A 15,108-nucleotide genomic window follows, 5' to 3' on the forward strand; every position below is an offset into this window, starting at 1 on the left:
TTCTTTTTTTTTTTTTTTTTTTTTTTTTTTTGTTGGGGGGGGGGGCCCCCCCCCCCCCCCCCCCCCCCCGAAACTTTTATCCTTTCAAAGCAGCAATTTCATCTCTTAATTTTGCGGCTTTAATGAAATCCAGGTTTTTCGCCGCAGATTCCATTTCTTTCTGTTTTTGGGCGATTACCTTTTCAATATCTTCATTGGTATAGCTTGCTTTGGCCTCTGCAACTTTCTGAAGGATCTCTTTTTGGGTATACTTTTCATCGGGGAAATCTTTCGTTCTTCCCACTAAGCTTTCAGAAATCTTTTTATTTAAAGCAACAGGCACTTTTCCGTGTTGTTGGTTGTATTCCATTTGCTTAGCTCTACGATATTCGGTTTCATCCAGGGTGGCCTGCATGGATTTGGTGATCTTATCGGCATACATAATAGCTCTACCATTAAGGTTCCTTGCGGCACGGCCTACTGTTTGGATCATAGACCGGCGGCTTCTGAGCATTCCTTCTTTATCAGCGTCTAGAATGGCAACTAGTGAAACTTCCGGTAAATCAAGCCCTTCTCTTAATAGATTAACTCCAATAAGAACGTCAAAAAGACCGACTCTCAGGTCCTGCATGATCTGAATACGCTCAAGGGTTTCAACATCAGAGTGGATGTATCTTGTTCTGATTCCGAATTTTGTAAAATATTTAGTTAATTCTTCGGCCATCTTCTTCGTGAGGGTCGTTACCAGAACTCTTTCGTCAAGATCAGCTCTTTTCTGGATTTCCTCCATTAAATCATCAATCTGATTAATTGTAGGTCTGATTTCAATAATGGGATCCAAAAGACCGGTCGGACGAATAATCTGCTCAATATATGCTCCGCCGGTTTTTTCAAGTTCATAGTCTGCAGGCGTGGCGGAAACATAAATAACCTGGTTCTGAATCGCTTCAAACTCTTCAAACTTTAAAGGTCGGTTGTCCATTGCGGCAGGAAGCCTGAAACCATACTCCACCAGAGATTCTTTCCTGCTTCGGTCTCCGCCGTACATCGCATGTACCTGGGGAACCGTAACGTGGCTTTCATCAATTACCATCAGATAATCTTTTGGAAAATAGTCGAGAAGGCAGAAAGGCCTTGTTCCCGGTAATCTTCCGTCAAGATATCTCGAATAATTTTCAATTCCCGAGCAATAGCCTAATTCCTTAATCATTTCAAGATCCAGTTCGGTACGTTCCTGCAATCTTTTGGCTTCGAGAGGTTTTTCTACTGAATTAAAAAAATCAACCTGTTTTACAAGATCATCCTGAATATTCCGGATGGCGCCATTCAATGTTTCTTTTGAGGTTACGAAAAGATTGGCAGGATAAATCTGAATCTGTTCAAAACTGGAAGTTACATTTCCGGAAACAGGGTCGAAGCTTTGAATTTTTTCAATCTCATCTCCGAAAAACTGAATTCTCACCGCATTATCGGCATACGCCGGGAAAACATCAATAACATCTCCTTTTACACGAAATGTTCCTCTTTGAAACTCATTCAGTGTCCTGGAATATAAAGCGTTAACTAAAGAATGAAGAAGTGCCGTGCGTGTTACTTTCTCTCCGATAGCAATCGAAATAAGAGATTTATGAAATTCCGTAGGATTACCGATACCGTAAATACATGACACCGAAGCTACAATTAAAACATCTCTTCTTCCCGAAAGCAGACTTGCCGTAGCAGAAAGTCTTAATTTTTCGACTTCTTCATTGATGCTGAGATCTTTCTCAATATAAGTTCCGGTAGTGGCTATGTAGGCTTCCGGCTGATAATAGTCGTAGTAGCTGACGAAATATTCAACGGCATTCTCAGGAAAAAATTCTTTAAATTCCATGAAAAGCTGTGCCGCCAGTGTTTTATTATGGGCCAGGACAAGCGTTGGTTTCTGAACATTCTGAACGACGTTCGCTACCGTAAAAGTTTTCCCGGATCCGGTAACTCCTAAAAGGGTCTGGTATTTTTCACCAATTTTAATACCTTCGGTAAGTTTTTCAATAGCTTGTGGCTGGTCTCCGGTAGGTTTATATTCTGATTGAAGTTTGAATTGCATAGATAATTGTGATCTTATCTAACAAAAATACGAAAGATATATTTGTCATTTAAAGTATTCACTCACTGAAAAATGTTTTTAATTACAGAAATATTGTAAAATACAAAAGCACCCCCAAGGAGTGCTTTTTTTAATTTACTCGAAAGACATTGTTAGTGGCATTTTCATTCCGTATGGAACAGCTTTTCCATCTTTTTCTGCAGGTTTCCAGACCACATTTTCATTGGCTTTCTTAAATGCAGAAACTGCTTCATCATTAAAGGTTTTGTTATTGCCGGCAGCGTTGATATTGGTAACACGTCCATTTCCATCAACCGTGTAAGTAATGTCTGTTTTCATCATTTTTTGTTCTTTTCCATGTGTGATTTTAGATGCGTCAAATAAGCTGGCTACTTTATTTCTTAGCTCATTTTGGCCTCCGGGATATTCCGCAACAGTAGTAGTAGTTTGTAAATTGCTGTCGATTTTCGGTTGTATTTCCGAAGATTTATCGGTGCTTTTCTCTTTTTCCCGGCTCATTTTGCCTGAAGGAAGAAAGTTATTGGCAGGATTATCTTTTGTTTTTTCGACTGTTGAACCATCTTTCGCTGAAGATTTTATGTGTTCTTCTGCAAAATTTTCTTCTTTGTTTTCAGAATCTTTTCCTGGTATTTCCGGGAATATTTTGGCTGCACTTTCTACGTTTCCGGCATATGTTTTCTGTACAAATAATCCGAAAGCGATAAGTAATACAGGAATGCTGATTACTTTTTTGATGATGGTCATTTTAGACTTTTTAGTGTTCATCATAATAAATCTTTTTTTGGTGTTATTAAAATTGAATGTATGGGTAAGGTTATAGTTTTGATTTAAAATAATTTCGTCCAGAATTAAATTCTGATAATCTTTTATGTTGAAATCATTTTTTAAGACAGATTCATCTGCCAGAAATTCATGATTGGTAATAATGGCTTTTCGGTAAAAAAATATCGAAGGATTGAACCAGGTAAAGGCTTTCAGGATTTCAATAATTATAACATCGACGCTGTGCTTCTGTTCGAGGTGACTTTTTTCATGCAGAAAAATCCGTGGATCTATTTTACTGTCAATGAGATAATTTTCCCCTAAATAAATAGTATTCCAAAAGCTAAAAGGAGAGGTATACTCTTTGGTAATCAGGATATTTTGGTTGTGATACTTTATCCTCTTGCCCTTCATCTTTTTAATTACTAAAAATGAATGGATCAACTTTATTAAAAAAATCAGGGTAACAGTTCCGTAAATAATCCAGAGCCAGTTAATTAAGTTAAAATTTTCCTGTCCCTTAGTAATGTCTAAAACCTGTTGTGTTGTCTCAACGGTCGTTTGAATTCGATTACTCGGTTTTAAGTTTTCCGATTGAATAGAAATAAATGGAACGGCATAAGAAAACAGAATAGAAAACATTAGGTAAAACCTATTGAACCTATACATTTTTTCCTTCTGTAACAACACATAGTATACGGCCAGAAGCATAGAAGACCCTAAAATTATTTTTAAAATAATCATCATTTTTCGTCAATTTGCTTGTCAATAATTTCTCTGAGTTCTTTCAATTCTTCTTGTGAAAGTTTAGCATTAGACGTGAAAAAAGAGGCAAACTGCGTCACGGAATTATTAAAAAAACGGTCAATCATGGAAGACATTTCTTCCTTAAAATATTCTCCCTTTGCGACTTTCGGATAATATTCGCGGGAATTTCCATACAGTGTATACCCCACAAAATCTTTATTCTGCATTCTTTTCAGGAGTGTCGCGATTGTTGTTGTGGCAGGTTTAGGGTCCGGATAAGATTCTAAAATATCTTTCATGAAAACCTTTTCTTTTTCCCAGAGTATTTCCATAAGATCTTTTTCAGAATCGGTTAGTTTTATTTCTTTCATATTCTACAGATTTGTAATTGTTTCTACAAATGTAGAATAAAAATTTAAACCGGCAAGTTTTTGTGGCACTATTTTTCCATTCTTCAGCAAAATAATCCATCTTAATCATATGAAAACCAATAAATTTTATATTTCAGCGGTCAGTTTGTTTCTTATTCTGGCATCATGTAAAGAAGGCAAAGTTAATGCTCAGCAGGCGGGAAGCGACGGAAGTGTTGAAACAAAAGCACCGAATTCTCCGGAATATAAACCTGCCTTTACCGGACAGACGAGAATTAAAGCAGTAAAAACTTCAACACCTTACAAGGTTGAAGTCTTGAGTAAAGATTTAGGGAAGCCCTGGGGAATTATTAACCTTCCGGACGGAAGACTTCTGATTACGGATAAAAGGGGATATATGAATATTGTTTCCACTGACGGAAAGCAAATCTCAAAAATTGATGGATTCCCGAAAGTTGATTCCAAAGGTCAGGGCGGAATGCTTGATGTCGCTTTAGATCCGGATTTCGCCACCAACAATATTATTTACTTTAGTTTTTCAGAACCTTATGAAAAGGGAAATCATACGGCGGTAGGGAAAGGAAAATTGTCTCCTGATTTTAAAACTATTTCTGAAGTGAAAGTTATATTCAGAGCAACTCCAACCTATGATGGAGATAAGCATTACGGAAGCAGACTGGCTTTCGATAAAGATGGAAATTTATTTGTGAGCACAGGAGAACGGTCCGATAAGCAGACAAGAGTGTACGCACAGCGAACAGATAATTATTTAGGTAAAATACTAAAAATTACAAAAGAAGGAAAGCCTGCTCCCGGTAATCCATTTATCGGTAAAGCAGGGTTTAAACCCGAAATTTATGCATATGGAATCAGAAATCCTCAGGGAATGGCCATTGATCCCAACGGAAATCTCTGGGATGTGGAAATGGGACCGAGAGGTGGTGACGAAATTAATTTAATTAAAGCCGGAAAAAATTACGGATGGGGTGATGTAACCTACGGAATTGAATATTCCGGTGAAAAAATAAATAACGGAACGACTCAAAAAGCAGGAACTGAGCAGCCTGTATATTACTGGGATCCGGTAATCTCTCCAAGTGGTGTTACTTTTTACACCGGAAATATTGATGAATGGAAAGGAAACCTGATGATCGGATGTCTCAGCGGAGAACATATCAACAGAATTGTGATGAAGGATAATAAAGTAGTGGGGGAAGAAAGGCTTTTGTCGGACGAGAAAGAACGTTTTCGTGATGTGCTGAACGGAAGTGACGGCAATTTGTATGCGGTAACCGACAGCGGAAAACTATACAGAATTTCAAAAAAATAATCTTATTGTAGTCTTTTATATAAAGGTTCGGGCTCAAAACGAAGTTTTGAGCCCGAACCGATTTTAAGCTTCCTCAAGCTGAACCGTAAAATGTCTTAACAGATCCGGTTCCCAGGTTATCTTATAGCCTTTTGCAATCTCATCACGTCTTTCATAAACGTTTTTGATAGCAGCGGCAATATAATCCATATGGTTGTTCGTATACGTTCTTCTTGGGATGGCCAGACGTACAAGTTCCAGCTTCGGATAACGGTTTTCTCTTGTTTCAGGATCTCTGTCGGCCAATAATGTCCCGATTTCTACGGTTCTGATTCCGGCTTCTTTATAGATTTCAAGTCCCAATGTTTGTGCAGGATATTCCGAGCGGTCAACTTTTGGAAGGAAATTCAAAGAATCAATGAAAACAGCGTGTCCGCCGATAGGTTTCTGAACCGGAATTCCGTATTCGATTAATTTATTTCCAAGATATTCCACCTGGGAAATTCGGCTTTCTAAATAAGCGAATTCTGTCGCTTCATCAAGACCAACAGCTAAAGCAGCCATGTCTCTTCCGGCCATTCCACCGTAGGTAATGAAACCTTCATAAATAATGGTAAAATTAGAAGCTTTTCTGAAAACTTCTTCATCATTTAAAGCGATAAAACCTCCGATATTTACCAATCCGTCTTTTTTAGAACTCATCGTCATCCCGTCACCGTAAGAGAAAATTTCTTTACAGATTTCTTTGATGCTTCTGTTTTCCTGTCCGGCTTCTCTTTTTTTGATGAAATAGGCATTCTCAGCAAATCTCGCTGAATCGAAAAATACAGGTACTCCATATTTATCAGAAAGCTCTTTTACCGCTTTCATGTTTTCCAGGGATACAGGCTGTCCTCCGGATGAATTGCAGGTAATGGTAATCAGGCAGAAAGGGATATTTTCTTTTGGATACTTTTTATAAACTTCTTCAAGTTTTTCAATATTGATATTTCCTTTGAATGGATGAAGATCATTAATGTCAAAAGCTTCATCGATCGTACAGTCGATAGCGTGAGCTTTTCTGAATTCAATATGCCCTTTTGTGGTGTCAAAATGAGAGTTTCCGGGTATTACATCTCCTTCTTTTACCAAAACGGAAAACAGAACATTTTCTGCAGCTCTTCCCTGGTGAGTTGGTAAAAGATATTTAAAGCCTGTGATATTCTGTACAGTCTGGTGAAGCTGCTCAAAAGAACGTGATCCGGCATAGCTTTCATCCCCCATCATTAAAGCGCCCCACTGTCTGTCAGACATTGCTCCCGTTCCGGAATCGGTAAGAAGGTCGATAAAAACCTGTGAAGATTTTAGATTAAATAAATTATAGTTTGCTTCTTTAAGCCACTGTTCTCTTTCTTCTCTTGTTGACTGACGGATTTCCTCAATCATTTTAATGCGGAAAGGTTCCGCGTACGGTAAATTCATGATAGTATTTATTAGATTGTTTGTAAGAATTTTTATTTGAAATAATTTCAAATTCATCAAAGGATAATGTGTTTAAAGCTTTACTACTCCGGAGCTTTAAAGATATTATCATCGGAGTGGAATCCTGCAACGCCACCGCTCACCGCAAATTTCATTGCAGAAGCCGCTGTCATGCCCACTACCGGTTTGATGTTTTTTTCTTCCGTAACAATTACCCATCCTGAAATGGCGTAAGAATGCGGCAGGTAAACCGCTACATAATTATGTTTTTCCACGTCTGCCATTTCCTTCTGGGTGAGAAAGCCTATTCTCCAGATTTCAGGATTTTCATTGGTTTTTACCCAGACAGGATCGTTGAATTTTTTCTTATCTCCTACGAATGAAGACATGACATCTTTTGTAGGGGTATAAATGTGCTTAACGCCCGGAGTTTTTTCAAGAAGACGATCCATGGCATCAAAAAAGAACCGTCCGACTACAAATTTGTTTCCTAAATATCCTAAAATTGCTGTAAATACGATGGTTGAAATAAAAACCAGCCCGGGAATCTCTTTGGCTACCGAAGGAATAATATTGTCAATGGAGGTCACTACATACCAGATGACAAACATCGTCAGTCCGATAGGACCAATAATGACAAGTCCCTGAAAGAAGTTTTTCAGGAAAAAATTGGCAATATTTTCAAACGTCAGCTTTTTCAATTTTAAAATATAGTTTTATCCGTGGATGGTTTCTCCTTTTCCGTAAGACTGGATAATTTTTGCTTCATATTCCAGCCATTCTTCCCATCTTGCATTTACTTTCTGCTCATCGCCCAATTGTCTTGCAAATCCTATGAATGTGGTGTAATGATTGGCTTCGGAGATCATTAATTCTCTGTAGAACGTTTTAAGCTCTTCATCTTTGATGTTCTCTGTAAGCACTTTGAATCGTTCACAGCTCCTTGCTTCGATCATGGCCGCAAAAAGCATCTTATCAACAATAAGATCATCTCTGTTGCCTCCTTTCTGGATGAAGTTGACCAATTCGTTCACATAATCATCTTTTCGGGTACGGCCGAATATATATCCTCTCTTTTTAATAATCTCATGAACCTGTCTGAAATGTTCCAGCTCTTCCTGCGCGATGGCAAGAAGTTCGGTTACGATTTCAGGATATTCAGGAAGCATTGTGATCAGCCCGATAGCGTTGGTAGCCGCTTTTTGCTCACACCAGGCATGATCCGTTAAAATTTCTTCAATGTTTCCTTCTGCAATATTTGCCCACCTGGGATCGGTAGGAAGTTTCAACTTAAACATGTTTCAAATTTTGTGTAAAATTAAAATATTTTGTGATATGACAGAAGTTTTATTTTGTTTGAAAATTTTCATTTAAATTCATGTTTTTTATGAATTATGTAAACTTGATGGTACTTTTTTTGTTATTGTTTTAAAACCAATTAAAAATATAAACATTATGGAAACAATTACAGCTATTAAAAGTAAAATGAATGCCTTACTTGCATTTGCATTTTCAGTATTCATGTCTATTTTTTCGTTTGCACAAGATACTGCCGGTGGGGTAGTTACTACAGAAAACAATACCACAACCACCACAGAATGGTATGCCAATCCGGTGTATATTATTGGAGGGGCTATTGTTCTCATTATCATTATAGCATTGATAGCGAGGAGCGGAAGAAGAGACTAATAAAAAATAAAAAACTGCTATTTAATAGCAGTTTTTTTTCGCAATATTTCCAGGATATTCCATCCAATGCTGTCTACTTTCTTTAATACAGCTGAAATCCCAAATGCCAGAAAAACATTAATGATATAAATTAATATCATTAGAATCCACCAAGGCATTTTTTCTTTTAAGGGAACTACCAAAAAATAAACGAGCGAAGAACTTATTCCCTGGGCGAAATAAAAAAAGATGGCATTTTTACCAATGTATGTTACAAAGCTTTCTGCCGAAATTTTTAACCGGTTATAAAATACGAATAATGTTACCAGAGAAAACATCGCCCAGATGATGTACGGAATTTTAGGTGGAAATTTATTTCTGTTGATCTTATAAAAGATCTCATTTCCATAATACCAAAACATCCATATTAACGCTGCAGCTACCAAAGTATACAAAGCCGGAATCATTTTATCAGGTATTTTTTTGCCTTTCATTCTATTTCCGATCAGAAAAATTGCAAGATAAAATGCTACGTATCCTACTTGTCCGTCCGGATATATTTCAGGAAAAATATTAAACAGCAGTGTTAAAACAACACATAGAGCGATAAACCAATTGATATGTTTAGGAAAAAACCGTAAAATCAAGACTCCGAAAACCGTCAGAATAAAATATACTTTCAGATACCAGAAACTTCCCATGACTACCGGGAAAGTGTCGGCATTGGTATATTGATGCAGGTACCAATTTCCAAGATTTTCCCATTGTGGCGATGTTGAAATACTATTAATTGTATATTTCGATCCAAAGGTGGAATAAAAGTTCTTTAGCCATTCAAGAGAAAAAAAATTCAGGCCAAAAATTTTAAAGAAATAATCCATAAAAAACAGAAAGGTCACAAAAATCATGTATGTGATCTGTAGTTTCAGTAATCTGTAAAATGTTTTTTCGATATTGGAGCCCGAGGTTATTCCACTTAAAGCATAAAATAGAGCCACATCAAAAACCAGAGAAAATACTCTCACTTCTGCCGGGATATAAAATTGTCCGGACCAAAATGCCGTATGAATAAATATGATAGAGAGTGTTGCCAGCCCTTTTGCAAAATCAATATAGAGATCTCTTTTCATTATATATAGATAATGCATCAAAAGTAAATAAACTTTATGAAATATTTTTAAAAAGAAAAGAGACAGGAATATTGGCCTGTCTCTAAGAAAGATATATCGAAAATGAATGTTACTTTAAATTTTTGAAATCTTCAGCAGAGATTTCTCCCGTCTGAATTTTTTTCAATTCATCAAGATATTGGCTCATGTAAGCATCAAGCTCAGGATATTGAGCATTTTTTGCAGTTTTATAAGTTCCGTTTAAAACGCCCTGATAATAATAGAAGAAATTATAATCAAATGCAGATGCGGTAAGATCATATTGTCCTAAAAGGAAACCTAAACGTACAGCAGATCTTCTTTGTGGCGGTGTTCCGTGATGACCCGGACTGTTCGTCTGGTAATCTCCGATGCTTTGTGCAAATTCATAGGCCGCTGCGATTTGTGTAAAACTTGTTTGGTTATAACCGTTCGGTCTTCTTAAATAATATCCTGCAAATCCGTCTGCTTCCAGTTCATTAGGTCTTGCCGTAGATTCGTTTACTGAAGGAAGTCCGAAGATGTATTGCAGCTGGTGTCCATATTCATGGGCTAAAATCATAGCGTTAACAATATCTCCGCCTTTGGATTTGGCATCATAATAAATGGCATATCCGTAATAAATTTTACCCGTTGAATACGAAATCGCATTATATGTAGAATTATAATTCGACGGATCGTTTACAAAACGAAGCGTAGGATTGCTTCTTCCCCAAAGACTCGCAATTTTTGTCATTTGCGAATTCATAAAGTTAGTATCTGTAGAATTCTGTAAAGATGTCAGTAAAACGGCAGAAGAGCTCCAGTTTTGGTCTACATAATAACATACTTTCTCTAAAGCATTGGGTTGTTCGATTCTTTGACTTTCGGTTTGTTGTTCTGGCTGTACCGGAGTTTCCAGTGTGTCGTCGTTACATGCTGACAAAGAAAGTGCAGCAATTGCTCCCGCCAGGATGCGGAAATTAAAGTTTCTTTTCATATAAAATATTTTGGTTTAGCGAAGATATATTATTTAACGGGAAATAATATCACTTTATTGTGATAAATTATTCAAAACATAGTTAAAATTTAATTAAAAAAGATTGGATTGAATTTGAGGAGATTAGAAAATATTTCTTATATTTGCACCTCGAAATAACTAAAAATTTTATAAACAATGTTTGCAATTGTAGAAATAGCAGGGCTTCAATACAAAGTTGAGCAAGACCAGAAGTTGTTTGTAAACCGTTTATCAGGAGACAAAGGAGGTAAAGTATCTTTCGATAAAGTACTTCTTACTGTAAACGGAGCAATCACTGTAGGCGCCCCAGCTGTAAGCGGAATCACTGTAGAAGCAGAGATCCTAGACCACGTAAAAGCTGATAAAGTAATCATTTTCAAAAAGAAAAGAAGAAAAGGTTACAAAGTGAAAAACGGTCACAGACAATCATTAACTCAAATTCAGATCACTGGTATTACAGGATTTGAAGGAGCTAAGAAAGCAGAAAAACCTGCTAAAAAAACAACAAAAAAGGCAGATGCTGAAGCTGCTGAAAGTGCAGAATAATTGTTAAACCAAAAAACCTTAAAATAAAATGGCACATAAGAAAGGAGTTGGTAGTTCCAAAAACGGTAGAGAATCTCACTCTAAAAGATTAGGGGTAAAGATTTTCGGTGGTCAGGAAGCTATTGCCGGAAACATTATTGTTAGACAAAGAGGTACACAACACCACCCAGGTGCAAACGTGGGAATTGGTAAAGATCACACTTTGTTCGCTCTGGTAGACGGTAAAGTAGTTTTCAGAAAGAAAGCAAACAACAGATCTTTCGTATCTGTAGAAGCAAACGCATAATTTAAGCGTTTCATAAAAATTAAAACCTCAGCAATTTGCTGAGGTTTTTTATTTTATCAAATTACAATCACGAATGAATATATTTCTTATATTTAACATCAAATCAAACAAAATTTAACTGATATGAAAAATTTAAAGAAAATCACAAGACAGGATCTTAAAGAAGTTACGGGAGGTATCGCTCCTGTAAAAGAATGTTTACCATGCAATATTTATTGCAGTATTCCGGAAGGAGAAAGGCCTCCGTGTAATATTGTTTATATTGTAGCACATTGCAACGGATGTAAAGATTATCCTGTAGAGTCCTAAGAAACAAAAATCTCCTTCACGAAGGAGATTTATTTTTCCTGCTAAAAGTTTACCTGGAATCCGGCTTTTATGCCAAAGGTTGAAATATCAGGTCGGTCAAGATAATTTCCTCGCCAGTTAAAGTCTACCCTGAAAATTCTCAGGTTTCCAAAACCTATATTCTCGATTCCGAAACCATATTCGTAATAAATATGATCAGTAGGAGCAGAGTATTTAAAGCCTTCCACGTTAATGGCTTTAGAAGCGTCGCTCAATGTACCGTATGCTCCTCTGATAAAGGCTATTTCTCTTAATTTCAGTTTTTTAATTAACGGAATAAAGGAAAGAATCTTACCGTTAAAATGATGTTCCAGATGAAGTGTTGTGTAAGTGTCTGCTACAAATTCATAATAATTCAGCTGTGCAAAAGTATTCTGTGCAAGACTGTACGACTGATTTCCGGGAATCACATTCTGCAGCGCCAAAGGAACAGTGTCGAAGTTCTTTCCGGCTTCAAAGTTGACCTGCAGTTTTCCCCAGCTTCCAATTAAAAACGGCTTGTAGAAAAGGAACTGTAGTTTATTATAATTAAAATCAGATCCGAATAATCCTTCCACTCCTTTTGTGTATTTTAAGACAATGGTCGGAGCCAGAGTTCCATGCTCATAACGATCAATCCCGGTCTGGGAAAATTTCGCTCCCGGTCTTGCGATCAGGCTAAGCGTAAAGTGCGAATCGTTTGTGGTTTTCCTTAAAGCACCATCTTTATAGTACATCAGGCTGAAACCATCGGGATTGGCAGATTTAATGCTCTGCATCGTTCCGTCGAGCCTGATCTGGAAGTTCTTCCAAGGTTCGATTGAGGTAAAGACGTTTGTCTGATTAAGCGAGCTTAAAGATGCATTTTCTCCTCTTGCAAAAATGGTTGAAGAGGCAAAAGTCCTGGCCATAATCCCGTCATCATTGGTAAGCTGTACTCCCAGCTGAAGTATATCTCTCCGGGTTCCGGCTCCTACGGTAAACCTGTTTACCCTGTTGAACATGAATCTTGCTTCGGCTCCGTATTTTACCTGCTGGTCTTTGAAACCGTAAGCCGTATAAAACTGAACCCTCCACGGATCATTTCTCGTGAAATAAGTTCTTGCGCCCAAACGTATTCTGTCTCCTTCTACCTCATTTTTACCGTAAACAGAGAAAATAGGACCGATATCAATGCCTAATTTTTTCACATTATAATAACCGGAACCCAACGTTTCATACAGTTTTACTATTCTGTTGAATTTCGGAGTCTGCTGAAGTTTATCCAACATGTCGTAGATTCCCTGTTCGGTTTTAGATAAAGAATCGGGCCTTGCTTTAAGCCAGTAGGCATCATCTTTGTCTGTGAAGCTATCAGAATATTCTTCTTCTTTTCGTTTGAAAACCTGATCTTCCAAAGGTTTGTTAAATTCATATTCGGAATAATCGACCGACCGTTTGGCAACAATACTTTTTGCGGTTTTCTTTTTGGAAAACGGCGTCATTTCAATTTCGGTAACAAATTTTCTCGGTAAAAAAGTATTTTCGTCGGGATTATCATACTCCAGTTCGGTAGAAATCCCGTTGATGAAATTAACATTGATTTTCTGGGTGGATTTTAAAGTGGCTCCCAGCACGGCATAACTGTCTGTATCAATATACAGATAACCCTGAAAAGCCAGAACTTCCGTTCTTTTCGGCTGATACCTGATCTTAAAAGCATTTTCTCCCCGAACGGAAACGGTGTCAATTAAATTATAATCATACGTGCTGAAACCTGTTTCTCCCACAGGACTTGGAAAACCGATATCGAAATAATTTAAAGTATTATCATAGATATTAATATCCCGGTAAAGGTTTTTGGCGGTAAGCGTTACGATCTGGTTGTCCTGAAACCCGGATGTTTTTTGTGCGACCAACAGTCTTTTTGTTTTTTTTGAAGGTCTGTTTTCGCCGTAATTTTCATACACCGCTTCATTAAGAAATACAGGAAGTCCTATTTTACCACTGGCGGTAGAATCTTTATAATCGAAAATAAATTCAAGTTTATTGAAAATTTTTCTCTTCATAAAGGCGCTGTCAAGGTTGTTTGCGTCAAACTGGATTTTTTCGTACTCTTTATAGGTGTACGTATCGAATTTATCCAATCCGTTATTTCTTTTTCTGGCCCAGACTTTCTGCATGATGGCATACGCCGGGTTTTCCTTTTTATTTTTATATTTCGGTTTTTCGTTGTGGATCACTACTTCTTCGATGTTGCTTACTTTTTCCTGCGAAAGTTTTACAAAAATATTGTTGGCATTCTCAGGAGTAACATCTACGCTTTCTAGAGCGTAATTTTTTCTTAAAAACTTCAGCTTGTAAATAATGCTGTCCGACTGAACGGCAAAGTTTCCCGAAGTTGTTGTTAATGCAGCCTTATTGCTTTCATTAATAAAGATATCGACACCGCTGATTTCTTTATTGGTTTTGGCGTCTGTAATTTTTCCGCTGGCAGCATTTTGGGCATATACAAAATGGGAAAGGAGGATAAAAATTAAAAAGGGATAATATCGCGGTCTGTTAATTAACATTTGTTGTTCTTCAAGCTATTGCATAAACAAAAAGTATGCAGATTTATTGTAATGGTTCAATAATATTTAATTTTTCAAGTAAATAAATACAAAACTGCAAATGTAAGGAAATAACATGATTGATAAGTTGCTGTGCTGTTATTATTTTGTTAAAGTGATTGGTGGTTAATAAAATAAAAAAAGACCTACATTGCTGTAAGTCTTTTTGCTCCTCCTGCTGGGCTCGAACCAGCGACCCTCTGATTAACAGTCAGATGCTCTAACCAACTGAGCTAAGGAGGAATTTCCTGTTGTTTTAGTGGTGCAAATATAAAAGGAATATTAATATCAAACAAATTTTTGGTTTAAAAATAATGAGAATTTTCCTGTAACAGCGGGCGATGCAAGCTATATAATTATTTTTCAGGAGATTAAATTTATCTTACCGGAAAATATTATTTCAGAACAGTTAAATAAAAAAAGACTTACATTTCTGTAAGTCTTTTAGCTCCCCCTACTGTGCGATTATCGAACCGATTGCTTTTGATTATTAAATAGTTCCATCAAAACACGACTCATTTTGGGGATCGAACCATTTTAATTTTTTTCTTTATGTTTGTTTGTGGAGTGAGGATAATTTACGCCATATAATGAGACCATAAACAAATATTAAAATGTCAATTCTAAAATGCTCTCCGTGATATTTTCCGATGTAAACATTATAAATACAAAGAAAATCATACAAAAGTTGGAATAGAATTAACCCAAGTAAAAGATACGTAGAAGAATTTTTCTTATACGATATTACTGACAATGCAAAAAATAAATAAACGACGTTACTAATAAAATGAGATTTATATATT

General features: G+C 36.7%; 13 protein-coding genes, 1 tRNA gene and 1 pseudogene. 5 read left to right on the plus strand and 10 right to left on the minus strand.

The features are described from left to right. Window positions 1-76: 76 nt before the first annotated feature. The 3 genes from uvrB to U9K52_RS10960 all read right to left on the minus strand — a co-directional run bounded on the left by uvrB (window position 77) and on the right by U9K52_RS10960 (window position 3,969). Window positions 77-2,068, minus strand: coding sequence for an excinuclease ABC subunit UvrB (gene uvrB / locus U9K52_RS10950; RefSeq protein WP_248389478.1), 1,992 nt, complete (start codon window positions 2,066-2,068; stop codon window positions 77-79). 135 nt (window positions 2,069-2,203) lie between these two features. Continuing rightward, window positions 2,204-3,598, minus strand: a complete 1,395-nt coding sequence (locus U9K52_RS10955; RefSeq protein WP_322926491.1) for a M56 family metallopeptidase — start codon at window positions 3,596-3,598, stop codon at window positions 2,204-2,206. After that, window positions 3,595-3,969, minus strand: coding sequence for a BlaI/MecI/CopY family transcriptional regulator (locus U9K52_RS10960; protein WP_248389480.1), 375 nt, complete (start codon window positions 3,967-3,969; stop codon window positions 3,595-3,597). Before U9K52_RS10960 ends, U9K52_RS10955 begins: the two co-directional genes overlap by 4 nt. Before the next feature lie 109 nt (window positions 3,970-4,078). Here U9K52_RS10960 and U9K52_RS10965 point away from each other — a divergent pair, with 109 nt between their 5' ends. Beyond that, complete coding sequence (locus U9K52_RS10965; RefSeq protein WP_322926493.1) at window positions 4,079-5,299, plus strand: PQQ-dependent sugar dehydrogenase; 1,221 nt, start codon at window positions 4,079-4,081, stop codon at window positions 5,297-5,299. Window positions 5,300-5,362: 63 nt separating this feature from the next. On the opposite strand, the gene U9K52_RS10970 is transcribed toward U9K52_RS10965, so the two are convergent. The 3 genes from U9K52_RS10970 to U9K52_RS10980 form a co-directional block, all read right to left on the minus strand. After that, window positions 5,363-6,739 (minus strand): tryptophanase, encoded by a 1,377-nt coding sequence (locus tag U9K52_RS10970; RefSeq protein WP_263601831.1) that lies wholly within the window; start codon window positions 6,737-6,739, stop codon window positions 5,363-5,365. Between the two features lie 83 nt (window positions 6,740-6,822). Further along, complete coding sequence (locus U9K52_RS10975; protein WP_263601830.1) at window positions 6,823-7,440, minus strand: DUF502 domain-containing protein; 618 nt, start codon at window positions 7,438-7,440, stop codon at window positions 6,823-6,825. A gap of 15 nt (window positions 7,441-7,455) precedes the next feature. Next, window positions 7,456-8,037, minus strand: a complete 582-nt coding sequence (locus U9K52_RS10980; RefSeq protein ID WP_248389485.1) for a tRNA-(ms[2]io[6]A)-hydroxylase — start codon at window positions 8,035-8,037, stop codon at window positions 7,456-7,458. Window positions 8,038-8,194: 157 nt separating this feature from the next. On the opposite strand from U9K52_RS10980, the gene U9K52_RS10985 reads away from it, so the two are divergent. After that, on the plus strand, window positions 8,195-8,428 hold the full coding sequence (locus U9K52_RS10985) for a hypothetical protein (protein WP_263601829.1): 234 nt from the start codon (window positions 8,195-8,197) through the stop codon (window positions 8,426-8,428). A 17-nt stretch (window positions 8,429-8,445) separates the two neighbouring features. Here the strand turns inward: U9K52_RS10985 and U9K52_RS10990 are convergent, their stop codons facing one another. After that, a complete protein-coding gene (locus tag U9K52_RS10990; protein WP_322926496.1) occupies window positions 8,446-9,537 on the minus strand; it encodes an acyltransferase family protein in 1,092 nt (363 codons plus the stop codon). A 109-nt stretch (window positions 9,538-9,646) separates the two neighbouring features. Then, window positions 9,647-10,534 (minus strand): metalloprotease, encoded by an 888-nt coding sequence (locus tag U9K52_RS10995; protein ID WP_263601827.1) that lies wholly within the window; start codon window positions 10,532-10,534, stop codon window positions 9,647-9,649. 177 nt (window positions 10,535-10,711) lie between these two features. Between U9K52_RS10995 and rplU the strand changes: the two are divergent. From rplU to U9K52_RS11010, 3 genes and pseudogenes are all read left to right on the plus strand, one after another. After that, window positions 10,712-11,074: pseudogene (gene rplU, locus U9K52_RS11000) on the plus strand (50S ribosomal protein L21); the annotation flags it as partial. A gap of 55 nt (window positions 11,075-11,129) precedes the next feature. Beyond that, window positions 11,130-11,387 carry a 50S ribosomal protein L27 gene (rpmA, locus tag U9K52_RS11005; RefSeq protein ID WP_100076262.1) on the plus strand — a complete coding sequence of 86 codons (258 nt, stop codon included), beginning with the start codon at window positions 11,130-11,132 and terminating at the stop codon, window positions 11,385-11,387. 123 nt (window positions 11,388-11,510) lie between these two features. Next, on the plus strand, window positions 11,511-11,696 hold the full coding sequence (locus U9K52_RS11010; protein ID WP_263601826.1) for a bacteriocin-like protein: 186 nt from the start codon (window positions 11,511-11,513) through the stop codon (window positions 11,694-11,696). Between the two features lie 41 nt (window positions 11,697-11,737). On the opposite strand, the gene U9K52_RS11015 is transcribed toward U9K52_RS11010, so the two are convergent. Both U9K52_RS11015 and U9K52_RS11020 read right to left on the minus strand, forming a co-directional pair. Next, window positions 11,738-14,266, minus strand: a complete 2,529-nt coding sequence (locus tag U9K52_RS11015) for a DUF5686 family protein (protein WP_322926500.1) — start codon at window positions 14,264-14,266, stop codon at window positions 11,738-11,740. 208 nt (window positions 14,267-14,474) lie between these two features. After that, window positions 14,475-14,548: transfer RNA gene (locus tag U9K52_RS11020), tRNA-Asn, on the minus strand. Window positions 14,549-15,108: the final 560 nt, after the last annotated feature.

This window comes from Chryseobacterium sp. MHB01, assembly GCF_034651565.1.
Taxonomy (GTDB): Bacteria; Bacteroidota; Bacteroidia; order Flavobacteriales; family Weeksellaceae; genus Chryseobacterium; species Chryseobacterium nepalense.